Annotated in this window: 20 protein-coding genes and 1 riboswitch; all 20 genes read left to right on the forward strand. The window is 40.9% G+C overall.

The features are described 5' to 3' along the window. Position 1: 1 nt before the first annotated feature. The 20 genes from rpsI to DXB77_RS02145 all read left to right on the forward strand — a co-directional run bounded on the left by rpsI (position 2) and on the right by DXB77_RS02145 (position 26178). On the forward strand, positions 2–400 hold the full coding sequence (gene rpsI / locus DXB77_RS02045) for a 30S ribosomal protein S9 (RefSeq protein WP_008402708.1): 399 nt from the start codon (positions 2–4) through the stop codon (positions 398–400). A 189-nt stretch (positions 401–589) separates the two neighbouring features. Beyond that, positions 590–1840, forward strand: coding sequence for a phosphoribosylformylglycinamidine cyclo-ligase (purM, locus tag DXB77_RS02050; RefSeq protein WP_118662533.1), 1251 nt, complete (start codon positions 590–592; stop codon positions 1838–1840). 135 nt (positions 1841–1975) lie between these two features. Next, complete coding sequence (locus DXB77_RS02055; protein ID WP_021944958.1) at positions 1976–2767, forward strand: transporter substrate-binding domain-containing protein; 792 nt, start codon at positions 1976–1978, stop codon at positions 2765–2767. A gap of 52 nt (positions 2768–2819) precedes the next feature. After that, positions 2820–3506 carry an amino acid ABC transporter permease gene (locus tag DXB77_RS02060; RefSeq protein ID WP_008402705.1) on the forward strand — a complete coding sequence of 229 codons (687 nt, stop codon included), beginning with the start codon at positions 2820–2822 and terminating at the stop codon, positions 3504–3506. Positions 3507–3518: 12 nt separating this feature from the next. Beyond that, on the forward strand, positions 3519–4298 hold the full coding sequence (locus tag DXB77_RS02065; RefSeq protein ID WP_021944957.1) for an amino acid ABC transporter ATP-binding protein: 780 nt from the start codon (positions 3519–3521) through the stop codon (positions 4296–4298). 156 nt (positions 4299–4454) lie between these two features. After that, positions 4455–5288, forward strand: a complete 834-nt coding sequence (locus tag DXB77_RS02070) for a metallophosphoesterase (RefSeq protein WP_021944956.1) — start codon at positions 4455–4457, stop codon at positions 5286–5288. 220 nt (positions 5289–5508) lie between these two features. Then, positions 5509–6411, forward strand: coding sequence for a HAMP domain-containing sensor histidine kinase (locus DXB77_RS02075; RefSeq protein WP_008402701.1), 903 nt, complete (start codon positions 5509–5511; stop codon positions 6409–6411). A gap of 257 nt (positions 6412–6668) precedes the next feature. Then, entirely contained in the window at positions 6669–7757 is a 1089-nt protein-coding gene (locus DXB77_RS02080) for an MFS transporter (RefSeq protein ID WP_008402700.1), read from the forward strand. Between the two features lie 194 nt (positions 7758–7951). After that, positions 7952–9658 carry a bifunctional diguanylate cyclase/phosphodiesterase gene (locus DXB77_RS02085; RefSeq protein ID WP_117807177.1) on the forward strand — a complete coding sequence of 569 codons (1707 nt, stop codon included), beginning with the start codon at positions 7952–7954 and terminating at the stop codon, positions 9656–9658. A 107-nt stretch (positions 9659–9765) separates the two neighbouring features. Then, positions 9766–10566, forward strand: a complete 801-nt coding sequence (locus tag DXB77_RS02090; protein WP_008402696.1) for an SDR family NAD(P)-dependent oxidoreductase — start codon at positions 9766–9768, stop codon at positions 10564–10566. 448 nt (positions 10567–11014) lie between these two features. Beyond that, entirely contained in the window at positions 11015–12790 is a 1776-nt protein-coding gene (gene thrS / locus DXB77_RS02095; protein WP_021944954.1) for a threonine--tRNA ligase, read from the forward strand. Positions 12791–12942: 152 nt separating this feature from the next. Further along, a riboswitch (NiCo riboswitch) is annotated at positions 12943–13037 on the forward strand. 128 nt (positions 13038–13165) lie between these two features. Continuing rightward, complete coding sequence (locus tag DXB77_RS02105) at positions 13166–14305, forward strand: cation diffusion facilitator family transporter (RefSeq protein WP_117807178.1); 1140 nt, start codon at positions 13166–13168, stop codon at positions 14303–14305. An 85-nt stretch (positions 14306–14390) separates the two neighbouring features. Then, positions 14391–15953 (forward strand): helix-turn-helix transcriptional regulator, encoded by a 1563-nt coding sequence (locus DXB77_RS02110; RefSeq protein ID WP_118662534.1) that lies wholly within the window; start codon positions 14391–14393, stop codon positions 15951–15953. A 224-nt stretch (positions 15954–16177) separates the two neighbouring features. Beyond that, positions 16178–18010, forward strand: a complete 1833-nt coding sequence (locus DXB77_RS02115) for a hypothetical protein (RefSeq protein WP_117807180.1) — start codon at positions 16178–16180, stop codon at positions 18008–18010. Positions 18011–18250: 240 nt separating this feature from the next. Then, on the forward strand, positions 18251–19081 hold the full coding sequence (locus DXB77_RS02120; protein ID WP_117807181.1) for a glycosyltransferase family 8 protein: 831 nt from the start codon (positions 18251–18253) through the stop codon (positions 19079–19081). Between the two features lie 16 nt (positions 19082–19097). Next, positions 19098–20429: an MATE family efflux transporter gene (locus tag DXB77_RS02125; protein ID WP_021944951.1), complete on the forward strand. Its 1332-nt coding sequence runs from the start codon at positions 19098–19100 to the stop codon at positions 20427–20429. Between the two features lie 132 nt (positions 20430–20561). Next, entirely contained in the window at positions 20562–20885 is a 324-nt protein-coding gene (locus tag DXB77_RS02130; protein ID WP_021944950.1) for a DUF6110 family protein, read from the forward strand. A 29-nt stretch (positions 20886–20914) separates the two neighbouring features. Further along, positions 20915–22996 carry a heavy metal translocating P-type ATPase gene (locus tag DXB77_RS02135; protein WP_117807183.1) on the forward strand — a complete coding sequence of 694 codons (2082 nt, stop codon included), beginning with the start codon at positions 20915–20917 and terminating at the stop codon, positions 22994–22996. A gap of 97 nt (positions 22997–23093) precedes the next feature. Next, entirely contained in the window at positions 23094–23657 is a 564-nt protein-coding gene (locus DXB77_RS02140; protein ID WP_021944948.1) for a TetR/AcrR family transcriptional regulator C-terminal domain-containing protein, read from the forward strand. A gap of 238 nt (positions 23658–23895) precedes the next feature. After that, positions 23896–26178, forward strand: coding sequence for an efflux RND transporter permease subunit (locus DXB77_RS02145; protein WP_118662535.1), 2283 nt, complete (start codon positions 23896–23898; stop codon positions 26176–26178). Positions 26179–26183: the final 5 nt, after the last annotated feature.

Raw genomic sequence — 26183 nt, forward strand, 5'->3', positions numbered from 1 at the left:
AATGGCTAAAACAACTAAGTTCTATGGAACAGGAAGAAGAAAAAGCAGTATCGCCAGAGTTTATATCGCTCCAGGTACTGGTAAGATCACAATCAACAAGAAAGATATGGACGAGTACTTCGGACTTGATACACTGAAAGTTATCGTTAAGCAGCCATTAGTTGCTACAGGTACAGATGGTAAGTTCGACGTTATGGTTAACGTAAAGGGCGGCGGCTTCACAGGTCAGGCCGGTGCTATCAGACATGGTATTTCAAGAGCATTACTTGAGGCTGATTCAGAAGAATACAGACCAATCCTCAAGAAGGCCGGATACCTTACAAGAGATCCTCGTATGAAGGAAAGAAAGAAGTACGGCTTAAAGGCAGCTCGTCGTGCTCCACAGTTCTCAAAGAGATAATTCAAAACACGATTTTTGTCCCATGGATATTGGAAAAATCCAGTATCTATGGGATTTTTTATTCCTTAGATCTATAAAATTGTAAGCATTTTCAACGCATGGTTGAATCCTTGCATGAAACTCACTTTTGCGGTTATTGTTTTGTGTTTGCAAAGTAAACTATTATAAAATAAAAACGGAGGTATTTATATGCTTGACAGTATTAAAGTTGGAAATTTTATAATGGGAAAACGAAAGAGTCTTGGTATGACGCAACAGCAGTTGGCGGATAAGCTAAAGGTTTCTTTTCAGGCAATTTCAAAATGGGAAAATGGAACAACTTATCCCAATATTGAGATATTAAGAGATTTGGCAATTGTGTTGGATGTGTCTGTTGATGAAATCCTGGCAGGGAGTGAAAGAGATGCGGAAGGGTTATCTTACAGTAAGGCGGGAATTGATATAACCTATACTGATACCATTAAAAGAGAGATGGCAAAACATTTGGATACAAAGGATGACCGTGTTTTAAATGGTCTGGGACCATTTGCTTCTTTATATGATATAAAATTTCAGGAGATTGAAAATCCGGTTCTGGTATTAAAATCTGAAGAACCCGGATCAAAACAAAAACTTGCGATAGAGTATGGATATTCAGAATCTATTTGCCATGATATGGTCAATCACTTAGTAAATGATATTGTGGTTATGGGTGCAAAACCGTTGGCAGTACTTGACACGATTGTTTGTGGAAATGCGGAAGCGGATACAATAAAGACATTGGTTAAGGGTGTTTCAGATGCATGTAAAGAAAATGAATGTTCTCTGGTAGGTGGGGAAACTTCTATTCAGCCATTGGTTGTTGACCCGGGCGTATATGTACTTACTTCAAGTATTGCTGGAATTGTTGAACGATCAAAGGTAATCGATGGTTCCCAGATCAAAGAGGGTGATGCAGTTCTGGCAATTGCATCAAATGGCTTACATACAAATGGATATTCGTTAGTACGGTTATTGATGGACAAAATGCCGCAGATAAAACTGGATAAGATAGATGGTTTAACCTTTATAGAGCAGATTATGAAACCACATACACCATACTACAGATCAATCAAAGATTTATTTGATAAAGATGTTATACATGGCATGGCGCATATCACTGGCGGTGGTATAGAAGGAAATCTGTGCAGGATAATTCCGGAGGGACTGAGTGCAAAGATCGATCTGTCGAAAATAAAGATATTAGACATATTTAAGTATATCAGAAATAATGGGAATATCAGTGACGAAGAAATGCTGCGGACGTTTAATTGTGGTGTAGGCTTTAATATTGTGACGAATCAAAAAGATAAGGCAGCAGTAATGCATCATGTCAGTCGGTTTTATGATTGCTATGAGATAGGAGTTATAGAATCAGGAGACCGCAAAGTAAAATTTGAAAACAGGCTTAACTGGCTGTAGTTCTTGGAAAATACAAATTCATAAAAACCATAAGATTACGTTTGACTTTATTGTGATAAACTGTTACTATGTTATCGTGTTGCGCCCGGAAGGGGCAGACATATATCTTTTAATTATATTCAGGAGGAAATAATCATGAAAAAGTTAGTAGCACTGGTTTTAGTAGCAGTAATGGGACTTTCTATGGTTGGCTGTGGAAAGAAAGATTCATCAAATGACTCAAAGAGTGATCTGGAATACGTAAAGGAAAAGGGAACTCTTGTTGTTGGTGTTACAGATTTCGCACCAATGGATTACAAAGACGACTCAGGTAACTGGATTGGATTTGATGCAGACATGGCATCCGCATTTGCTGAGAGCATCGGCGTGAAAGCAGAATTCGTAGAGATAGACTGGGACAACAAGATCATGGAGCTTGATGGTAAGACAATCGACTGTGTATGGAACGGTATGACACTTACAGACGAGGTTACAAGCTCAATGGCATGTTCTGATGCATACTGCAACAATGCACAGGTAGTGATCGTGCCACAGGACAAGGCAGATCAGTACCAGACAGTAGACAGCATTAAGGAACTTACATTTGCTGTAGAAGCAGGAAGTGCCGGAGAAGATCAGGCAAAGGAACTTGGACTTAATTATACAGCAGTTAAGGCACAGTCAGATGCACTTATGGAAGTTGCAGCAGGAACATCTGATGCAGCTATTATCGATTCCCTTATGGCAGCAGCTATGGTAGGAGAAGGCACAGGCTATGCAAATCTTACATATACAGTAGGCCTTAACAGTGAGGAATATGGTGTAGGTTTCAGAAAAGATTCTGATCTTGCAGCAGAGCTTAACAAGTTTTTCAAAGACAGCAAGGCTGATGGATCTATGGAGAAATGTGCAGAGAAGTACAAGGTACAGGCAGCACTTACAGAGTAATTAACAGACTATAAGACGGTTATTTTGATTATTACTTAGAGAGAAAATTATTATGGATTTGTTTTTTGAACAGCTCCCAATTGTACTTGGGGCGCTTAATACAGGATTTATTCAAACTTTAAAATTGTTTTTTGTGACCTTGCTTGGTGCATTTCCACTGGGACTTTTAATAGCATTTGGCTCTATGTCAAAGTTTAAGCCACTCAGCTATCTTATGAAATTTATCGTGTGGATCGTTCGAGGCACACCTCTGATGATCCAGATGCTTATCATCTATTATTTCCCGGGACTTGTATTCCATAACCCGATCTGGGGTGGTGGCGAAGGCGGAAGATTTGTGGCAGCATCGGTATCGTTTATCGTGAATTATGCCTGCTATTTTTCAGAGATATATCGTGGAGGAATTCAGGGAATTCCTGTTGGACAGGAGGAAGCAGGTCTGGTGCTTGGTATGACTCCAAGACAGATATTCTTTAAGGTCAAGCTTCTTCAGATGATAAAGAAGATCGTACCTGCAATGTCCAACGAGATTATTACGCTGGTTAAGGATACATCACTTGCACGTATCATTGCGTTGCAGGAGATTATCTGGGCAGGACAGGCGTTCATGAAAGGTTCACAGGGAATCTCAGGTGCGATATGGCCATTGTTCTTCTGCGCATTCTATTATCTGATCTGGAATGGTGTACTTACTGTTTTACTTGGAAAATTAGAGAAGAAACTGGATTTCTTCAGATAGAGGAGGAGCTGTATGGCGATATTAGAGGTTGAACATATAAAAAAGAAGTTTGGTAAGACCGATGTACTTAAGGATATCAGCTTCTCATTAGAGCAGGGAGAGGTTCTGTCGATCATAGGATCATCAGGAAGTGGTAAGACTACATTGCTTCGCTGCCTGAATTTCCTTGAAATGCCGGATAACGGAATTATCCGTGTAAATAATGAGATCCTTCTCGATACGGATAAGCCGGAGACACTTAAGGAGTCGGAGGTTCGGAAGAAACGGTTGCACTTTGGACTGGTATTTCAGTCATTTAATCTGTTCCCGCAGTACACAGCACTTCAGAATGTTATGCTGGCAAGGGAGCTTCTGGCAAAGGAAAGACCGGACTATAAGGCAAATAAAAAGAACATACTGGATGAGATAAGAGTACAGGGCGAAGATCTTCTGCGTCAGATGGGACTAGGAGACCGGATGAACAATTATCCACATCAGTTATCAGGCGGGCAGTGTCAGCGAGTTGCGATCGCAAGAGCACTTGCTATGCAGCCGGATATCCTGTGTTTTGATGAACCGACATCAGCTCTTGATCCGGAGCTTACCGGCGAAGTGCTGAAGGTTCTCAGAAATCTTGCAGATAAAAAGACAACGATGATAATTGTCACTCATGAGATGGCATTTGCAAGAGACGTAGCCAGTCAGGTTATATTCATGGATGATGGATATATACTTGAGCAGGGCAGACCGGAAGAGGTATTTGACAATCCGGAGCAGGAACGTACAAAGCAGTTTTTATCATCATATTCATAATTATTTATTTGACGCACGACAAATGATTTTATATCCTATAAGAGGAATAAAATTTGCCGTGCGTTATTTTTTGTATCAAAATATTATAGGCAGGAAGTATCGCAGGGTAAAGACGATAGATAAAAGATGGGAGCGGTTATTTGTGACCGTGAATAGATGAAGATGAAAAAAATACCACACAAAAAGATTATCATTCTGATGCTTATAATCATTATTTTGATTCCGTTTTGCCTGTTTCAGAATAAGCATCTGGTAATTACCACATATACATATGAATCAGAAAAGCTTGGCGCAGATCTCGATGGATACCGGATCGTACAGATATCGGATCTACACAACGCTGAATTTGGAAAAGAGAATAAGAAGCTGTTAGAAACCATACGAAGCTGTTCGCCGGATATCATTGTTATTACCGGGGATCTGGTGGATTCTAATCATACAAATGTGGAACGTGCGGTAGCATTTGTGAAAGAAGCAGTGAAGATCGCACCGGTATATTATGTGACCGGCAACCATGAATATTGGCTTGAGCCATCGGAAAATGAACAGATGATGCAGGGGATTCTTGCTGCCGGAGCATGTGATCTGGATGATGAAGCCGTCTGCATTGAAAAAGGGGATTCCTCTTTTATGTTGGCAGGGTTAGATGATCAGCACTTAAGTGATGAGACATTAAAGAATCTGCTTCAGGAGCAGAAAAATGAATTATCCATCGTACTTGCGCATGAGCCACAGTACCTTCAGAACTATGCAAATGCCGGAGCTGATCTTGTCTTGACCGGACATGCACATGGAGGACAGATCAGACTTCCATTTGTCGGGGGAATCGTTGCACCCGATCAGGGATTTTTACCGGAATACACATCAGGAAAATATAACCGCGCAGATACAGAAATGATAGTCAGCAGGGGACTTGGCAACAGCATAATTCCGGTTCGCCTGTTCAATTATCCGGAGGTTGTGTGCGTAGAGCTTAGATGTAAAAACTAACGATTTATGGAGAAACAATATGCCAAAGCTACTTGTGATTGAAGATGACAGAGAGATCAATCATCTCATCTGTGAATATATGGCGGAAACCGGACAAAGATAAAGAAATATGACGACCGGGAATACATAGAAATCATATGTGTTATCATATAATAGCTATAAGAAAAGATGGTTCAATTAGGGTGTTGGATCTTTGATAGCCTGAGGAGAATTTGTATACATGGATAAATGGTATATCATAATTTCAGGACTGTTGCTTTTACTGGCAGCAGTCCTTTTTATACGTTTGATACAATATAAAAGACAGATGCGGATATTTGCAGCCAAGCTTCAGAAACGCTTGCATGGAGGAGTGGATCAGGAGATCCATGTGGAATATTTTGATCGTGACATCGTAGCTCTTGCAAAAGCGTTAAATGATTATTCGGATCAGATCAAGGAGAGAAACCGTGCGCTGGAGCAGGACAGAACCAGACTGAAAAATGTGATCGCAGGCATTTCTCATGATTTCAGAACACCCCTTACAGCAGTAAAAGGATATCTGCAGTTGATGAAAAAAGGTGGACGCATAGACGACCGGGATATGGAATATCTGGATATCGCGATCGCAAAGACAGAGTATCTCCGTGTGTTGTCGGATGCATTTTTTGAGGTATCTTATGCAGAGGCAAAGGATGAAGCCATTGACATCAGGAATATAGATGTGGCAAGAACTTTGACAGCACTTGTGCTGGAGCAGTATGAATGGATTCAGGAGTCCGGGATTCAGGCAGCATTTGACATACCGGAAAGTGTAGTCTGGGTTCAGAGCAACGAGAAAGTGCTGAACCGGATATTTACAAATTTCTTTTCTAATGCCAGAAAATATGCGGATACCAGAATCAGCGTCTGCTTACAACAGGATGCGGACGGAGTATCCATTACATTCACGAATGACATAGAGGCTGACAATGAGATCGATATCGACCATGTATTTGACGCCTTCTACCGTGGCAATTCCCGCCGGGAGGAAGGCGCAGGACTTGGTTTATATGTTGTAAAATGCCTGGCCGATAAGCTGGGGCATGTGGTTTCAGCAGAGGTAAAAGATAAGCAGTTTTCGGTAATGCTGCGAATAAAGTGAGTTTTTATACCCTTGCAAATGAAGGCAGGATATGCTATCCTAACCGTACAATTCTATGAGTTGATATTGAAAGGATTAAGATTATGTTCTGGAAAATGACAAATCTACAACTGAAAAAAGGTTATACATGTGTTCCTTACGGGGATAGTGCGCCTTTTTTTAGAACAAGTCATATATCAGAACAATGATATAAAACGTAATAAAAAAGTACACTATCTCCTTATCCATTTAAGAAAAATAGATAAGGAGATTTTTTTATGAACACAATTAGAAAACAAATAGGATATTTATACACATCATCCGTCCTTGGAAATTTATCTTTAACAGGGGCTTGGGTGGCAATATTGGCTGCCAGAGGATATAGTTTGGTCGAAATAGGTTTTGTGGAAACGGTCTTTCATGTAACCAGCATTATTTTTGAGATACCGTCAGGAATATTTGCGGATGTATTTGGAAGAAAAAATATGTTGATTGTGAGCAGTATTTTACGAATGATTGCAAATGTTGTTATGATCGCATCAGGGAATTTGTTTACGATATGTCTGTCTATTGCACTTCATGCGATGAGTTACAATTTTTCATCAGGATCGGGAGATGCTTTAGCATATGATTCTTTAAAAATCTATGGAGAAGAATCCTATTATGCAAAATATGAATCAGATCAGTTGAGTATATACCGTTTGTGTAATGGAATATCAACTTTGTGTGCAGGATTTGCGTTATACATTGGTTATAGAGCCGCATATGGAACGGATATTTTAATGTGTCTGGTTCAGATATTTGTTTTAAATAGAATATGGGAACATAGAGAACACAGGGATCATAAGGCAAATACAATTGTCCGTGCATTGGTTGACTGCTGGTGGGAAAGTATTCAGTTTCTAAAGGATGCAAGGAGAGCAATAGTTTTGATGTTGGTAAATTCGCTGGTAGGAGCAGGGGATATTTTACTGTTATTTTTCTTACAGGCTAAGCTGCCGGAGAGTGGAATCCCAAATGCCTTGCTTGGAATGGCACTCTTTATTATGGAACTTGGAGGAATCCTTGGAGCAAGGGTGATTCTGTTGTGTGATCGTTTACGGTACAGAACAGTATTTGTATTAACCGGATTCCTTGTTCTTCTTGGTATAGCAGTGGAACATTCTGGTAATTATGTGATTATGACATTAGGTGGATTTATTGCGGCATTTAGTGATGATGCATTACAGGTAAGAACAAATACGATACTTCAGAATATGTTCCCTTCGGAACAGAGGGCAACATTGATCTCTATGGAATCTTTTACATTTTCCATGATCATGATCGTGTTGTCACCGCTTACAGGTATTCTATTTTCATGGTGGTAATTGTAACACCTGTATATTTGTCATATAAGAAATAACGCCTGTCATGTGATTTCCAACCTGTTCAAAATCTATCAAAAAACTATCTTTTTTCCCATAAAAGTGAAAAGCATGTTATAATAAACACATGATTGTTTGTATGTAAAATAATAGTTTTGTGGTGTATAGAGTAGTAAAGATGAGAGGGAGGATCACCCGTGACAGTGGATGATATCAGAGAGAGAATTAAGAAAAAAGATATAGAACTGTATGTACAGGAATTACTACAGTTTGAGAATACATTTGATGGATTCAAAAAGGCGATCGAACCTCTGGCTGAGCGGCTTAAGATCGGCAGGGTAGCGGGACATTTGCACATTGAGGCAGATATCAAATCTGTACAGGATGAAGATCGTCATGATGTATTCTATGCCGGGGATGGCTTGTATTCCGAGAAAGGCAAATATCAGAAGACATTTCAAGCGGTAGAAAACGGATATTGTGAGCTTACGGCATTCCCATATGAAAATGTAGAATGGAGCGAGGAAGAAAAAGAAGATATAGCTCTTCTCCTTGAGGTTTTATATCTTCATGTGACGAGATCCAGACTGATCCGTAAGACAAGAGAATATTCGTATTGTAATCTGATCACGATGCTCCCTAACAGTGCAGGCTTTGTCAGGATCATACAGCAGCATTTGCAGGATCAGACGATCTGTCAGTACAACGGCTTTTATTTTAACCTGAAAAGCTTTGGACTGCTCAGCTATAAGTATGGTGGTGCAGAAGGTGATCTGATGATCAAGCGTTATGCAGTCGCTGTCAGAAAATGGCTGGCAGAGGACGAGACACTGGCGCATCTGGGCGGAGATAATTTCATGGCGCTGGTCAAGAAAAGCAGAACGGCAGAGTTCCTTCATCTTCTGGAAAAGGTTGAGGTAACAGCAAAGTATATGGGACGGGTCGTTCCGGTATATATAGCGGCAGCGGCAGGTGCCTATGAGATAACGGCAAAGGACAGAGATCCCGGAAATATTATGAATGGTTTGTCGATTGCCGTCAGTTATGCCAGACAGCACAAGCTTCCGTATGCGTTTTTAACGGACAAGATGCTGGAAGAAACAGTAGATGTTCAGCGGATGGAACAGATGCTTCCTGAGGCGTTGGAGAAACGGGAATTTCAGGTGTATTATCAGCCGAAGGTTGATATCCGGACAGGTCAGATCGTAGGTACAGAGGCACTTGCAAGATGGATTCATAACGGAGAAGTGATACAACCATTTCGGTTTATTCCGACCATGGAGAGGAATGGATTTATCATTCATCTGGATCTGTATATTCTGAAGCGGGTCTGTGAGGCTATAAATGAATGGATTGAGAAAGGGTATAAGCTTGTTCCGATATCTGTGAATATATCGAGAAATGATATTTCCGGGGTTGGGCATGATCCACGGATGTTGGCGGAACGAATTATAAGGATCATAAAAGAGTATGATATTGATCCAAAGTATATCATCATAGAAGTAACAGAGACGACAGAAGCGAGTGAACAGAAGGATCTGTATGACTTTATCAAGAATATGTCAGAAGCAGGTATTGCGACATCAATTGATGACTTTGGTACAGGCTGTTCGACCTTGAGTGTTCTTCGGGATTTCCCGGTAAACGAGATTAAGATCGATCGGTCATTTATCAATCATGAGGCATTTTCAACACAGGATCAGATCATTATTAAGAGTATCATTCAGATGGCAAGACAGTTGAATCTGAATGTCATAACCGAGGGAGTTGAGACGGAGGAGCAGGCAAGATTTCTTCTGGAACTTGGCTGTAACCATGCACAGGGCTATCTGTATGATAAACCATTAGAACAGAGTGCATTTGAAAGCAGGCTGTCAGTGGGAGGATATGATCGAAAGATATAGAAGATAATGAGCATTATATATGATACAAACGGACTGGGACATTTGTATAAGGCCGGAAAGCAGTCTGAAGGTATCGGATTTCAAATAATATAAGGAGAAAACAGAAAATGGGATTTTTAACAGGTAAAACAGTTATTGTCACAGGTGGAGGACGTGCCGTATTAAGTGATGGCAGATGTGGTTCGATCGGTTACGGTATCGCTACAGCATATGCAAAAGAAGGCGCAAATGTCGTGATCACAGGACGAAATGTGAAGAAGTTGGAAGATGCAAAGGAAGAACTGGAACGCTTATATGGTATAAAGGTTCTGGCTGTTGCAGCAGATGTATCTGCCGGTGCGGATAATGAGGCAGTTGTTGCAAATGTTGTAAAGCAGACGATCGATACATTTGGCAGTATCGACGTATTGGTTAATAATGCACAGGCATCGGCATCCGGTGTTCCGCTTGCTGACCATACAACAGATCAGTTTAATCTGGCATTATATTCCGGACTGTATGCAACCTTCTATTATATGAAAGCGTGCTATCCATATCTGAAAGAGAGCAAGGGATCCGTTATCAACTTTGCATCCGGTGCAGGACTGTTCGGTAACTTTGGACAGTGTGCGTATGCAGCAGCAAAAGAAGGAATTCGTGGACTTACAAGAGTTGCAGCAACAGAATGGGCAAAGGATGGCGTAAATGTAAATATCATCTGCCCGCTTGCATGGACAGCACAGTTAGAACAGTTCAAGAATGCATATCCGGATGCATTTGACAAGAATGTTCATACACCTCCGATGGGTCATTTCGGTGATTCAGAGCTTGAGATCGGACGTGTATGTGTACAGCTTGCATCCCCTGATTTCAAATATATGACAGGAGAGACGATCACTCTGGAAGGCGGACTTGGACAGAGACCATAGTCTTAGGTATTAACGGAAAATCTTTAGATCATTCAATAAGAAAAAAATGATAATAAAACCGGAAAAAGCTACTTGACAGTGCGGAACAGTTGAAATATACTTTGAATAACGTGTTGATGAGAACAGTACTGAACGAAGAATCTACAGAGAGAGATACATTTGGTGGAAGTATCTTAGAGGAGTCATTCAGGAAGACCAGCTCTGAGCGGCCCTAATCCGGTCCGGTGATTCCGTTATCATCATGAATGAGATATTTCCACAGGAAATAAAAAGGGTGGAACCGCGATATAAGAATTATAATCGCCCCTTGTATAGATGAAAAAACGTCTGTACAGGGGCGTTTTTTGTGCAATAGACAAAGAAACAGAATGATTCCTGTACAAATAATTATCGGACATTGTACCATCGGGTGGGATGTCACTTCAGGTAAAAGAAAGGAAATAAGAAAATGGTAGATTTTAAAGCAGACGAGAGATTAAATACTCTCAATCATTCCTGCGCCCATGTTATGGCACAGGCCGTAAAGCATTTGTATCCACATGCAAAGTTCTGGGTTGGACCGGTTGTAAAAGAAGGTTTCTATTATGATATCGACCTTGGCGATGATGTTGTAAACGATGATGTGATCGCAGCTATTGAAAAAGAAATGAAGAAGATCTGTAAAGAGGGCAAGAAGATTTACAGACGTGAAGTTACAAAGGCAGAAGCACTTGAAATGTTCAAGGATGATTTCTACAAGCTGGATCTGATCGAAGGCTTAGAGGATGGAAATATTACAGTTTACGATCAGGGAGATTTCACAGATCTCTGTCGCGGACCACACGTTGATAACACAAAATTATGTAAGAACTTCAAGTTAGTAAAATATTCCGGTGTATACTGGAAGGGTGATGCCAAGAACCATGTAATGCAGAGAATCTATGGTGTATGCTTCCCTACAGCAGAAGAACTGGAAGAACATCTGAAGTTATTGGAGGAAGCAAAAGACCGTGACCACAGAAAGATCGGTAAAGAGATGAATCTGTTCATGTCAGATGATCTGGTTGGACGTGGACTTCCTATGTTCCTTCCAAAGGGTTATATCGTATGGCAGGAGCTTGAAAATTATATCAAGAACAAGGAAAGAAAGCTTGGCTACCGTCATGTTATGACTCCTTGTGTTGGTACGGTAAATCTTTATAAGACATCCGGTCACTGGGATCATTACAAAGACAATATGTTCCCTGCAATGGAAGTTGAGGGTGAGTCTTTCGTGCTTCGTCCAATGAACTGCCCGCATCATATGATGATCTATGCAAACAAAATGCATTCCTATAAAGATCTTCCGATTCGTATCGGCGAGATCGCACATGATTTCCGTTTCGAAGCCAGTGGTACTTTAAAAGGAATCGAGAGAGGCAGACATTTCTGTCAGAACGATGCCCATCTGTTTGTAACACCGGAGCAGATCGAATCTGAATTCAAGCAGGTTGTTGACTTGATCTTCGACACCTATAAGGATTTCAATATCACAGATTATCGTTGTGTTCTGTCATTAAGAGATCCTGAGGATAAGGTGAAATATCATGATGACGATGAGATGTGGAATACAGCGGAGGACGCACTCCGTAAAGTGTTGGATGATATCGGTATCGAATACACGGAAGAGATCGGTGAAGCAGCATTCTATGGTCCAAAGCTTGATGTAAATGTTAAGCCGGCGATCGGAAATGAATATACATTATCTACATGCCAGCTTGACTTCTGTCTTCCTGCAAAATTCAACCTGACATATATTGATAAGGATGGTACAAAGAAGACTCCTGTCGTTCTTCACAGAGCAATCCTTGGTTCCTTAGATCGTTTCATGGCATACATTCTGGAGGAGACAAAGGGAAATCTGCCACTTTGGTTAGCACCGGTACAGGCCAGAATCCTTCCTGTAAAGAATGAAGATGAGGAATTAAATGCATATGCACATGAGCTGTATGATTTCTTAGATGATAACAACATCCGTGTCGAGATCGATGAACGTGCAGAGAAGCTTGGCTATCGTGTAAGAGCTGCTCAGGTTGAGAAGGTTCCGTATCTGATCATCCTTGGTAAGAATGAGGTAAATGATAAGACTGTCAGCTACAGACTTCATGGTGAGCAGAAGACAACAACTGTTCCTATGGATGAATTCCTTGCAATGCTTCAGGATGAGATCAAGACCAAGAAATTAAATCCTGCCGCATCCAAGTAATACAGAGTACAAATAAGGATAGCCGTCGGAAGCAGATTTCCGGTGGCAGATCCTTCAAAATATCATCTTTCAAAATATCAGAAACCGGCACTTGATGTATGGGTAACCGCATGCTATAATGTATCAATACTTTTTGCACTGCATATCAATCTACAGTACAAACTGAGCAGGCGGTGGGATGACCACAGGGCCGGGCCACACAGGGTGGCAGCAGATAAAGAATGAATTTATGATCTGCGGGACAGTAGTTACTATTTGTTCCGCAGGTTTTTTATTATTCCGGCTACAGCCGGTCAGAGATAATTCTATTGATCTGATGGAAAGATTATTAATTGCGTTGCATAAAGTTATCTTATATATGCGGAGGTAACTATTATGGCACAAGAAAATCAGGATTCTAAGAAAAGGGCAGCGGTCGGTAAGATGACCGGTTTCATAGGGGTATTGTGTAACCTGCTGTTGGCAGGTAGCAAGCTTGTGATCGGAAAGTTGGCCGCATCTACATCAATTATTGCAGATGGATTGAACAATCTGTCAGATGCAGCAAGCTCCATTGTAACATTACTCGGATTTAAGCTGGCAGAGAAGCCGGCAGACAAAGAACATCCATACGGACATGCGAGATTTGAATATCTGGCAAGTCTGGTTGTGGCTGCTATGATCCTTGTGATCGGATTTGAATTGGCAAAGACATCGGTACTCAAGCTGATCCATCCGGCATCGATCGAATTTTCCATGCTGATGATCATTGTGCTGATCGGTTCGATCCTGGTAAAACTCTGGATGATGTTTTTTTATCGTAAGACGGGAGATAAGATTCAGTCAAATACCTTATTTGCTGCAGCCGCAGACAGCAGAAATGATGTGCTGACAACAGCTGCGGTTCTTGCCGCAACAGTTGTAGAACATATCAGCGGATGGAAAATGGATGGTCTTATGGGTGGGCTGGTATCTGTTTTTATCATTGTAAGCGGAATTTCGCTTGCAAAGGATACAATCTCTCCGCTTCTTGGAGAAGGTGCAAATACCGGTTTGCGGGAACAGCTTATTGGATATATAAGCAGCTGTCCGTTGGTACTTGGCTGCCATGACCTGTTGGTACATGATTATGGTCCGGGCAGACAGTATGCAAGTATTCATGTAGAGATCGATAAGAAGATCGATCCAATGGTGTGTCATGATGAGATTGACCGCATCGAACGGGAATGCCTGAACCGATTTGGTGTGCATATGGTCATTCATTACGATCCGGTTATCACAGATGATGCAGAGCTTGATCAGATACACCATCAGGTACTTACTATCCTGCAGCAAATAGATACAGAAATAACAATCCATGATTTCCGCGTACACACTCATGAGGGAAAGAAAGAACTTGTTTTTGATATGGTTGTTCCATCGGAATGGCAGGGGCAGGAAAAGAATATCGTGCGGGAACTGACGGAACGGTTGCAAAAAGAAAACAAAGAGACATATTTGACAAAAATTACATTTGATCTTGAGGACAGGGCGTAGTACATTAACAGAATAGTTTACGCTGGGGGAATATTGGAAGACAGGGAACAAATGAAACAATTATAAAGATAATGGGGAAGTATATATGTCCGGGCAGAAGAATCAAAAGGGAAAATACAGAAATTATATATTGGCCATAACAGGACTGGCAGTTTTTAATTTTTTATTTCTGGGAACGGAATATTTCTTTGATGATCGGATGGCGGAACTGGTACCTGCAGGTCGGGTCATATGGGCACAGAGCATTATTCTTACAGTCAGTGTAGCAGGATTTCTGGTCTATCCGATTTTGAAACACTATCGGGGAAGCCGACAAGGAATGGTTATGCAGATTATTTCAGGAGTGATCTGTATGTTAAGTATTTGGATGATGACAGGTAACAGATCGGAACGGAGTTTGTTGATCTGGGGTTGCGTGTTCTTTTTGTTTGCGGGTATGTATGGCAGTAAGGTGCATGATCAGGCAGCGGATATCCTGAAAAACAGCAATCATATGGCATTGATGGTTGGAACTGCTTATGCGGCAGGCCTGCTGCTTCAGTTTATAAATAATAATCTGATCACAGACAATCGGATTCAGGCATCTATGCTATTGATATTTGTTGTGATCTTTGTAATACTTGTAGATTGTTTTAAGATAGAGGATGAGGTGGAGGTGCAGAATAATGCTTCGATCCATCCGGGACTTACCTGTGGAGCACTGGTTTGTTGTGTCCTTTTAATGACATTCATATTTGCGGCTCTGGATAACATTGTTACTTACTATCATGCAAAGGGTGCGATCGATGTAGGTGAATGGCCGAGGCTTCTGCTGGCTTTAAGTGGAATCCTTGCGGGAATTTTATTTGATCTGAAGAAACGCAGATATATGAGTCTGGTCATGTACTGTGTGACGGTCTTATCCGTGCTCTGTATCTTATTGATCGGTATAGGTGGCTCGATCCTTGCGGGACTGCTTGTGTTCTATCCGGTAGCAGGATTTTTCGTTGTGTTCTTCACAACCGGTTTTATGGAAGTATCTTATTATACGCGAGTCCCTGCATTATGGGCAGGATTCGGCAGAGCTATTAATAATATCGGAGCGGGTATCGTCGGCTTTATCTCAACCATGCTGCCGTATGCCATGTCGGTAAATGCAGATGGAAATGGAAACGGAAGCGGAAGCGGCGAGGGATTATCTCCTATACTTCTTGCCAGCATCGTGATCCTTATTTTGTTTGTGATGATCAGTATTGCGATGTTCATTTACAGCAGTCAGCTTCGCGTGAATATCATAGAGGAACGATTTGAACGTAAGGAAGATATGGATGGGCTTACGGTGGAATCTGCATCTGCAACAACGGGTTCTGTATTTGATTCGGTTTCAGGAAAACACGGTATTGAATCGGAAAATGTGATAAAAGAGTCGGGCGGTACAGACGCTGTTGATTATTTTGCCCGATTTGCAGAGGAATATCGTCTGACAGACAGAGAGCAGGAAGTGTTAAGAGAACTTCTGGAATCGGATGAAAGTGTGCAGGATATTGCAGGAAAGCTGTATATTTCAAGAACCGCGCTCTATAAGCATATCTCATCGCTGAATGAAAAGACAGATACAAGGTCAAGGATCGGCTTGATCCAGTTCTATTATGCGTGGAGAAACCGATAAAGGTATAAATAAATGAGATCATCCTATGAAATAGGATCAGATTCAAGCCTATATGATGATCAATCCTGGAGGATGTGAGTCCTGTTAATAAAAACTTACTTTTGAATGGATTTATGTGACGATATTGCACTAAAATATAAAAAAGAACAAATGTAAACTTATAAACCGCCGGTTTATCAGATATACTTCATGGCATAGTATAACCATGAAAGGAGGAAATGGGTATGAAACATTTCAAAAAGGTATCTCTGATGCTGGCGGTTTTGTGTATGTGGGTTGGATGTGTGCTGACCGTACAGGCAGCAAACGGACCAAATACAGGAGAGTATAGTGCAGCGTATATCAATATTTATAATCGGGGGGGCGGAACGAATACAAATCATTTTGTATATGTTACAGGTTCACAAAAAGCAGAGACTGTAAAAGGGGCAGTTTATGATAAGAAGACGAATACCTTAACGCTTACGAATTATAAACACCCAACGATGTCAATCGAGGCAAATGAGATGGGGGATGACTTCAAGATCAAGCTGGTGGGTGATAACCAGATCAAGAGTCTTATTGTATGGGGCTATGGTTATGGCGGATCTGTTGAGATTCTTGGTGATGGTACTCTGACGATTAATAAGAACAAGGAAAAAAATTGTGGAATTACCATGCAGCCGGAGGGTACAAAAGCCGTTCTCAAGGTAAGCGGAAAGGCAGTTGTAGATGTCTACGCCGGAACGGATAAGATGCCGTTTTATGTAAACTCGATATCAGAGAAATATAAAAACTGTGTCGATGCAGACACAGACAAAACTTTAAAGACGGAGGCGGCATATACAGACCGGTATATTATGCATCGTGTTGTATGTCTGAGTGATGAGCCTTCTGTATTTGAGGTGTACATGAAGGATGGAGATGCGAATTCTAAATATGCGATAGACATGTATGATACCAGCTATTATATCTATAAACTGATCTACTGCAAATCTTTGAATCTCTATTATGCACATGAGATCGAACATGGATATTCCGCATTTAACCCATCGAACATGGGCTATTACAAAACCTTGGAGGAGATATCAGCATATACCTATAAGAGTAAATCCTCAGGTGAGCAGGAATACATCGAAGATAAGACCGGTAAGAAATGCATATTTGAGCTTGATATTAAGAATGGTGTGATATCTTATGTAAAAAGTGACCTGATCAGCATAGGATCGATCACTGATTCAAACGGAGGAGCAGAAGACTGGTATATCGGTCAGCCTTCTTCCGACAATGTAATTCTTACACAGGATGAATGGTATAATCTCGGCAAAGAGGGAAGCGGATATACAGCATCCTATGTAAGAGAGCCGATCAAGGGATATGTGAACATATATGTATCAGGAACATCCTATCATCTGACAGCAAAGAAAACGACAGGATGCAAGCATAAGGAGCAGGCTCAGAGTGTAAAGAAGAAAGCAACCTTTAGTGTTGATGGAAAGCTTGTAACGAAATGCAAGTCCTGTGGCGAGACTTTATCTACAAAGAAGATCAATAAGATCAGCAGTGTAAAGCTTAGCAAGAGCATTTATACATATGATAAGAAAGCGAAGAAGCCAACTGTCACGGTAAAGGACAGCAAGGGTAAAAAACTGAAAAATGGTACGGACTATACAGTGACCTATGCAAGTGGAAGGAAATCGATCGGAAGCTATAAAGTCACGGTTCAGTTAAAGGGTAAGAAATATAGTGGCAAGAAGACATTGACATTTCGTATCGCACCTGCCGGAACAACGGTCAAATCCGTAAAGGCAGGAAAGGCAAAGGTTACGGTCAACTGGAAGCAGCAGACGAAGAACACCAGTGGCTACATCATTCAGTGTTCTACCAATAAGTCATTTAAAGGCTCGATTCTGACAACAGTATCTTCCAATAAGGCAAAGAGTAAACAGATTACAAAGTTAAGTACAAAGAAACAGTACTATGTGCGGATCTGTACTTATAAGAATGTGAAGAAGAATGGAAAGACAACAAAAATCTGTTCAGACTGGAGCAATGCGGTGGCAGTAAAAACAAAATAAATTCATGAAGCGTAAATGCGGCATGGAAGGATTCCAAAGAAGTTTGAGGTTTGGGGATCTAAAATAGACGGCTGCCGGCAGATTTTTATCTGCCGGCAGTTTTGGTGTGCCTTAATCTGATTTTAAATAAAGGTACAGAATTATTGCACGCGATTCAGAAATTATGGATTGACCGGAGATATTCAGAGTAGTAAATTGTAAAAAGCCGGAAGTAAAATATCATGGGATGAGGTATATGAAATGAATTTATTATTTACGATTAATAAGGGCTTTATGGAACATCTGGATGATTGTGTACGATCAATTATCCGTTTCCCATCAGAAGGTGGGTATGATATATATGTGATTCATTCTGATCTTGATCTGAATGATCAGAAACAGTTGGAACGATATGACAAAGATATAGAGGGGAATTCCGTAACATTTCATTTTATCGATATGAAGTATCGTAAAGATATGAATTTTCCGGAGACAGACCGTTATCCGATGGAGATATATTACAGAATATATGCATCTGCATTATTACCGGAGACATTGGATCGGATCCTGTACCTTGATGCGGATATAATTGTCATTCGTTCATTGAAGGAACTGTATGAGATGGATTTTGAAGATAACTATTTTTTAGCTTGTACACATATCAGAAAGTTCTTAAATAAGATGAACCGGTTAAGACTGGGAATAGAGGAAAAGGTTCCATATATCAATACGGGCGTAATATTAATGAATCTGGATGTTTTGAGAAAAAAACAGGATTTTCACGAAGTGGGAACATTTGTGGAAGAACACAGAAAGACATTGACTTTACCGGATCAGGATATCATTGCTGCACTGTATGGTACACATATCGGTTTGATCGATACCATGCGGTATAATTTAAGTGACAGAATGATAGCATTTTATAATATGGAACCGAACCATGAGAAGATAGATAGAACATGGGTACGCGAGAATGCAGTAATCCTGCATTACTGTGGCAAACAAAAGCCATGGAATAAAAATTATGTGGGTATATTGGATGCATTTTATCATGAATTAAAAGATGAAGAAAAATTACAGGTGAAGGAATAAATTCAGGGGAAACAAAATGGAAACAAACAGTAGTTTTTACGGCACAGAAAAGATCAATAAGATCTTTTTTAAAATCGCACCGCCTGTCATGCTGGCACAGTTGATACAGGCTCTTTATAATATAGTAGACAGTTTATTTGTCGGGAAATACTCAGAGAGCGGTCTGACGGCGTTATCGATCATTTATCCTGTTCAGCTTCTGATGATCGCACTGGCAGTTGGAACCGGTGTTGGAATCAATACAAATATTGCACATTTTCTGGGAATAAAGAGGTATAAGAAGGCGGATGAGGTAGCAGGCATCGGCTTTAGTCTGGCGATCATTATGTGGATCTTATTTGCAGTAAGCTGTTATCTGTTGATGCCTGCATATGCACGGTTGCAGACAAATTCAGATACAGTAATTGCTGATGTAATTACCTACGGAAGGATTGTGTGCGTGGGCAGCATTGGATTGTTTACAGAGAGCATATGGACAAAGGTACTTCAGGCAAACGGAGATATGAAGACACCGATGATCGCACAGATCACAGGAGCTATCACGAATATTGTGTTAGATCCGATTTTGATCTTTGGGCTTTTTGGTATACCAAAGCTTGGAATAGCAGGAGCTGCATTTGCAACGATCACAGGACAGGTTGTAGCGGCACTTCTTGTTATGAAGAAGGGATTTCATCGTTCGCCGTCTCTTTGCAAATATCCAGAGGATATCCGCAGGATCTATGCGCTTGGAATTCCGAATATCATCATGCAGGCAACGTATACATTTTACATATTTGGATTAAATATGATCCTTGCAGGATTTTCCGATGAGGCAGTGACAGCACTTGGATTGTATTACAAATGGCAGACATTTTTCTTTATACCACTGGGTGCTCTTCAGACCTGCATTGTACCCATCATTAGCTATAACTATGCGGCAAAGAGTATTGATCGTTGTAAACATACGATGACGGTTGCCTTTATATGGGGAATTGCATTGATGTTCATCGGAACGTTATGCTTTGAATTTATTCCGGAACCTATGCTTTCTGTGTTTACGAAGGACAGCGAAGTTATCCGTATCGGAGTGCAGGGATTCCGATTTATTGGGATCAGCTTTATACCGATGGTAGGTGCGCAGATTTATCCGGTCTTTTTGCAGGCAACCGGCGAAGCCTTTAAGAGTTCGTTTCTAACCATTATGAGAACGGTGTTCTTATTTGTACCGCTTGGATATCTGTTTTCCAGATTCGGATTTGTGTATTTCTGGCTGACTTTCCCGATTACAGAGGTAATCACTACTATAGTAGGATTTATGTTTTATCGAAGGTTTTACAGACAACATAAGATGATAGTTCACGAGTAGAACAAGTGTACATGTTTGCGAATGATCAGATGTAAAAAATATGTGAATAAAATGATAATATACATGCAAAAAAAAGAAATGATGCTATAATGTGCTTCAAAATATATTAATACAATCAGGAGGTAAATTATCATGGATATTAAGAAAGTTGGAATATTTGCAGCAGGTTTATTGTTTGGTACGGCAGGTATCAAGGTATTATCAAGCAAGGATGCAAAGAAGGTTTACACAAACTGTACAGCAGCGGCTCTTCGTGCAAAGAAGTGTGTTATGAACACAGCTACAACCATTCAGGAAAATGTAGATGACATTTACCAGGGCGCAAAGCAGATCAATGCAGATCGTGAAGCAGAAGAAGATGTCGTTGTAGAAGATATTCCTGCAGAGACAGCAGAAGAAACTGCTGAGTGCGCATGTGAAGCTGCAGCAGAAAATACAGAAGCAGTAGAGGCATAAGAAAAATTTAGATAAGAGGATGAGCTGAATTGAAATTCATAATAAAAGATAAGATGAAGGGCAGACTGCGTGTACATATGTGTCAGAATCATATGTCATATGAAGAAGCTGATATTCTTTTATATTATCTGGAGTCTTTTGAACCGGTCAGCTCGGCAAAGGTGTATGACCGGACGGCGGATGCAGTGATCTGTTATACGGGAAATCCGGATATCATTATCGACAGACTTCGCAGATTTCATTATGAAGATGTAAAAGTCCCAAATGGTTATCTGGAACGAAGCGGCAGAGAGACGAATGCGATGTATCAGGAGAAGCTGGTCGATAAGATTATCTTCCATTATGCAAGAAAGTGGCTTCTGCCATATCCGATATCAGCAGCTTATGCAGGTCTGATGTCTGTTAAGTATATCTGGAAAGGCGTTAAGACTCTGACAAAGGGCAAGATCGAAGTTCCGGTGCTGGATGCAACATCCATTGGAGTATCTGTTTTACGAGGGGATATGAAGACTGCAGGTTCGATCATGTTCCTGCTCGGAATCGGTGAACTGCTTGAGGAGTGGACACATAAGAAGTCGGTCGATGACCTGGCACGTACGATGTCATTAAATGTCGGAAAAGTGTGGTTAAAGACAGAGAATAACGAGATATTGGTTGATTCTGATACGATTGCAAAAGGAGATCATGTCGTTGTCAATGTCGGAACGATCATTCCGTTTGACGGAACTGTCTGTGATGGTGAAGCAATGGTGAATCAGGCATCACTTACCGGAGAATCCGTATCCGTCAGACGTACGGCAGGAAATGTCGTATATGCCGGAACAGTGGTAGAAGAAGGCTCGCTCATAATAGAAGTAAAAGAGGTATCCGGTTCCAGCCGATATGAGAAGATTGCGCAGATGATCGATGAGTCTGAGAAACTGAAATCCAATCTGGAGGGCAAGGCGGAGCATCTGGCAGACCGTTTGGTGCCGTACAGCTTAGGCGGTACGATACTTACCTATCTGCTTACAAGAAATGTAACAAAAGCCCTTGCGATCCTGATGGTTGATTATTCCTGTGCATTGAAGCTTGCTATGCCTGTATCGGTATTATCGGCGATCCGTGAGGCAGGAAACCGTAAGATTACAGTCAAAGGCGGAAAGTATCTGGAAGCGGTAGCAGAAGCGGATACGATCGTATTTGATAAGACCGGAACACTGACAAAGGCACAGCCTACAGTTGCGGGAGTCGTTTCCTTTAACGGAACAAATGAAAACGAATTGCTTCGTATCGCTGCCTGTCTGGAAGAGCATTTTCCACATTCAATCGCAAAAGCCGTAGTGGATGCGGCAAAACGAAAAAATCTGGATCATGAAGAGATGCATTCAGAAGTAAAATATATCGTAGCGCATGGAATCTCGACAACAATTGGGGATTCCAAGGCGATCATCGGCAGTTATCATTTTGTATTTGAGGACGAAAAATGTACGATACCGGATGGGATGGAAGAAGTATTTGAGAATCTTCCGGCGGAATATTCCCACCTCTATCTGGCGATCGATAACGAGCTTGCGGCAGCAATCCTGATTGAGGATCCGTTAAGGGAAGAATCTGCAGATATTGTAGAACGGTTAAAGTCGGTTGGAATCTCCAAGGTCGTTATGATGACCGGTGACTGTGAACGGACTGCAAAGGCGATCGCAGAGCATGTCGGTGTCGATGAATATTATTCAGAGGTACTGCCGGAGGATAAGGCTGCATTTGTAGATCGAGAGAAGGCAGCAGGCAGAAAGGTTATCATGATCGGTGATGGTATCAATGATTCGCCGGCACTTTCAGCAGCAGATGCAGGCATCGCGATCAGTGATGGTGCGGAGATTGCCAGAGAGGTTGCAGATATTACGATCGATGCGGACAGTCTGGATGAGATCGTGACATTGAAGATACTTGCAAATCTTCTTATGAAACGGATTCACAGAAATTATCGTTTTATCGTAGGGTTTAATACCGGGCTGATCGTGCTTGGAGTTGCGGGTGTGATCGCACCGACAACATCTGCACTTCTGCATAATACATCAACCTTGATGATCGGATTAAACAGCATGAAAGACATGTTGCCCGAGTTATAATAGATGTGCTATACTATCTCCATGTGTTTCAGGTGCGGAAGAAAATCTGCATTTTAGACATATGGGGATATTATTATATAGAAAGAGTTATACGAATATGCCGGAATCAAATCTTACAAAGAAAGCGATTGCATTAAGTGCAAAAGAACTGACCAAAGAGAAACCATATGACAAAATATCGATCAGTGATATTGCAGACCGATGCGGAATCAAGAGACAGACATTTTACTATCATTTTCAAGATAAATACGAACTGTTGGTCTGGATCTATTTTAATGAATTATTTGCTCCTAATATGGAGGACATATCCTTAGAGAACTGGGATGAGAAATTAGGCGCGATCCTCACACAGATGCAGGAGGAGAAAAAGTTCTATATTAACACGATCAAACATGCAGAGGATTATATTATCCAGTATATGCTTGAGGTTGCAGAACAGACCTTTGAAGAGGCAATTGATAAGTTAGACGAGAAATCTCATCTGAAAAACGAGGAACGTGGTATATTTGCCCGGTTCTTCGCATATGGGATCTGTGGGATTATCGTTGAATGGGCAAAGGGTGGCATGAAGATGGCACCGGAGAAGCTGGCTGATTATATGAGGGAGATGCTTGAGAAGTGTAAGCAGGCAGTCTATATATCCGATCATGACAGACAGTAGCAGAAGCCGGGCAGACCTTGGTGTACAGACAGTACAGAAAATGATAGAATTTATCAGGTATTCAGGCTTTTTTTATACTTATTTTAGAATTCGTTTTGACATTTCCGGATAAATGTCAAAAAAATTGTCAACCCTAAAATCTTGTATAATTACAAACAAACAAAATAATCATATTCTATGAACGGAAACAAGAAAAAGGTTTCCGTTCATTTTTTGTATTAACGAAAGGATTGATTCTATGAACAAATTTGGAAAGGCGATTGTAAAGCTTCGTGTACCGATCTTAATTATCAGTATCCTGCTTTTGATCCCGGCAGCGATTGGTTTCTTGAAAACCAGAGTAAACTATGATGTACTTTCATATTTACCAAAGGATATCGAAACCATGAAAGGTCAGGACATTCTGGCGGATGATTTCGGAACGGGTGCTTTCTCCCTGTGCCTGGTAGAAGGGATGGACGATAAAGATGTCGTCAAATTAAAAAAACAAATGGAACAGGTAGACAATGTTGATTCTGTAATCTGGTATGACTCGATTATGGATATTTCTATTCCGGATGAGATTTTACCGAAAGATATCAGAGAGGCATATCGTAATGATGATTGTACGATGATGGCAATTATCTTTAAAACAACAATGTCTTCCGATGAGACAATGGAAGCGATCACTCAGATCAGAAAGCTTGCAAGTAAGCAGTGTTTCATCAGCGGAATGTCAGCCGTTGTTACGGATACCAAGGATCTGTGTGATAAAGAGGTTCCAATCTATGTAACCATAGCAGTTATCTTATCGCTGATCGTATTATCACTGACTATGGATTCCTTCCTCGTACCGATCTTTTTCTTATTAAGTATCGGTATGGCGATTGTATATAACTTGGGAACAAATGTATTTAAAGGAGAGATCTCCTACATAACACAGGCACTTACCGCAGTCCTGCAGTTGGGTGTAACGATGGACTACTCGATCTTCCTGTGGCACAGTTATCAGGAAGAGAAAAAAGTAAATGGCAAAGAGAATAAAGAAGCTATGGCAGATGCGATCGCTTCCACCTTCTCATCCGTTATCGGCAGCTCGATCACAACAGTAGCAGGTTTCGTTGCACTGTGCTTCATGACCTTTACCTTAGGCCTTGACCTTGGTATCGTTATGGCAAAGGGTGTCGTTATCGGTGTTATCTGTTGTGTAACCGTACTCCCATCCATGATCTTGATCTTTGATAAGCCGATTGAAAAGACCTGTCACAGATCTTTACTTCCTAAGTTTGATAAGCTTAGCAAATTTATCGTGAATAAGTACTGGATCTTCCATATCTTATTCCTGATCCTTCTGGTTCCTGCGTTATATGGTTATACACATACAGATGTTTACTATAACCTCGACAGCTCATTACCGGAAGATCTTCCAAGTATTCAGGCAAACCAGAAGTTGGAAGAAGAATTCAATATGAACTCTACACATATGATCCTGCTTGACAGCAATCTGGATGAAAAGAGTATTAATAAAGTTATTTCAGAAATTAAGACTGTCAAGGGTGTTAAGACTGTACTTGGTCTGGAATCTGTAGTTGGTCCTATGATTCCACAGAGCATGATTCCACAGGATCTGAAATCCAAGCTTGACAATGGCGAATGGAAGCTGATGTTAGTCATGTCAGAATACAAAGTAGCAAGTGATGAAGTAAATACACAGTGTGATGAGATCAATACGATTCTTCACAAATATGACAGTAAGGGTATGCTGATCGGTGAAGCTCCTTGTACAAAGGATCTGATCGAGATCACAGATAAGGATTTTAACACAGTAAGTACCGTATCCATCGGCGTTATCCTGCTGATCATATTATTCGTATTCAAATCCGTATCACTTCCGATCATTCTGGTATGTGTAATCGAATTTGCAATCTTTATCAATATGGGTATTCCGGCATTTACAAATACAACATTACCGTTCATCGCATCCATCGTTATCGGTACGATCCAGCTTGGTTCTACCGTTGACTATGCGATCTTGATGACAACAAGATATAAGAGAGAGAGAAGCAATGGCCTTGCTAAGAAAGAGGCAGTTACAGTTGCACTTCAGACATCTATGACTTCCATTATCGTAAGCGCATTAAGCTTCTTTGCCGCAACCTTTGGTGTTGGCTGTTACTCCGAGATCGATATGATCAGTTCTTTATGTACGTTGATGGCAAGAGGAGCTATCATCAGTATGTTTGTTGTCATCTTCCTGCTTCCTGCTGCGTTGATGTTATTTGATAAGCTGATTATCCATACAACAATTGGTTTCAAGGGTATTACCGGCAAACAGAAAGCAGCTTATTCCGGAGCAGGAAATGTTGATCCGGCTTCGGGACAGAAAACAGCAGATGATGATGATTTTCTGAATGAAGATAGACCATTTGCAGAGAAGAAACCAGGAAACTTTGATAACTATGATTTTGATGACAGTTATAGTGACGATGATAAATATATAGATATAAACAAGGATTCCAATGATCCTGCTGACCAGCAGTAGTAAAT

This window comes from Clostridium sp. OM05-9 (genome assembly GCF_003481465.1).
Taxonomy (GTDB): Bacteria; Bacillota; Clostridia; order Lachnospirales; family Lachnospiraceae; genus Coprococcus; species Coprococcus ammoniilyticus.

What these genes read in the sequence shown, in the direction of transcription:
- DXB77_RS02115 (WP_117807180.1), top strand. Translation starts at nt 16,178, where the DNA reads ATGAAACATTTCAAAAAGGTATCTCTGATGCTGGCGGTTTTGTGTATG.
- DXB77_RS02075 (WP_008402701.1), top strand. Translation starts at nt 5,509, where the DNA reads ATGGATAAATGGTATATCATAATTTCAGGACTGTTGCTTTTACTGGCA.
- DXB77_RS02145 (WP_118662535.1), top strand. Translation starts at nt 23,896, where the DNA reads ATGAACAAATTTGGAAAGGCGATTGTAAAGCTTCGTGTACCGATCTTA.
- DXB77_RS02105 (WP_117807178.1), top strand. Translation starts at nt 13,166, where the DNA reads ATGGCACAAGAAAATCAGGATTCTAAGAAAAGGGCAGCGGTCGGTAAG.
- DXB77_RS02060 (WP_008402705.1), top strand. Translation starts at nt 2,820, where the DNA reads ATGGATTTGTTTTTTGAACAGCTCCCAATTGTACTTGGGGCGCTTAAT.
- DXB77_RS02110 (WP_118662534.1), top strand. Translation starts at nt 14,391, where the DNA reads ATGTCCGGGCAGAAGAATCAAAAGGGAAAATACAGAAATTATATATTG.
- thrS (WP_021944954.1), top strand. Translation starts at nt 11,015, where the DNA reads ATGGTAGATTTTAAAGCAGACGAGAGATTAAATACTCTCAATCATTCC.
- DXB77_RS02080 (WP_008402700.1), top strand. Translation starts at nt 6,669, where the DNA reads ATGAACACAATTAGAAAACAAATAGGATATTTATACACATCATCCGTC.
- DXB77_RS02055 (WP_021944958.1), top strand. Translation starts at nt 1,976, where the DNA reads ATGAAAAAGTTAGTAGCACTGGTTTTAGTAGCAGTAATGGGACTTTCT.
- DXB77_RS02125 (WP_021944951.1), top strand. Translation starts at nt 19,098, where the DNA reads ATGGAAACAAACAGTAGTTTTTACGGCACAGAAAAGATCAATAAGATC.
- DXB77_RS02090 (WP_008402696.1), top strand. Translation starts at nt 9,766, where the DNA reads ATGGGATTTTTAACAGGTAAAACAGTTATTGTCACAGGTGGAGGACGT.
- purM (WP_118662533.1), top strand. Translation starts at nt 590, where the DNA reads ATGCTTGACAGTATTAAAGTTGGAAATTTTATAATGGGAAAACGAAAG.
- DXB77_RS02065 (WP_021944957.1), top strand. Translation starts at nt 3,519, where the DNA reads ATGGCGATATTAGAGGTTGAACATATAAAAAAGAAGTTTGGTAAGACC.
- rpsI (WP_008402708.1), top strand. Translation starts at nt 2, where the DNA reads ATGGCTAAAACAACTAAGTTCTATGGAACAGGAAGAAGAAAAAGCAGT.
- DXB77_RS02140 (WP_021944948.1), top strand. Translation starts at nt 23,094, where the DNA reads ATGCCGGAATCAAATCTTACAAAGAAAGCGATTGCATTAAGTGCAAAA.
- DXB77_RS02130 (WP_021944950.1), top strand. Translation starts at nt 20,562, where the DNA reads ATGGATATTAAGAAAGTTGGAATATTTGCAGCAGGTTTATTGTTTGGT.
- DXB77_RS02070 (WP_021944956.1), top strand. Translation starts at nt 4,455, where the DNA reads ATGAAGATGAAAAAAATACCACACAAAAAGATTATCATTCTGATGCTT.
- DXB77_RS02120 (WP_117807181.1), top strand. Translation starts at nt 18,251, where the DNA reads ATGAATTTATTATTTACGATTAATAAGGGCTTTATGGAACATCTGGAT.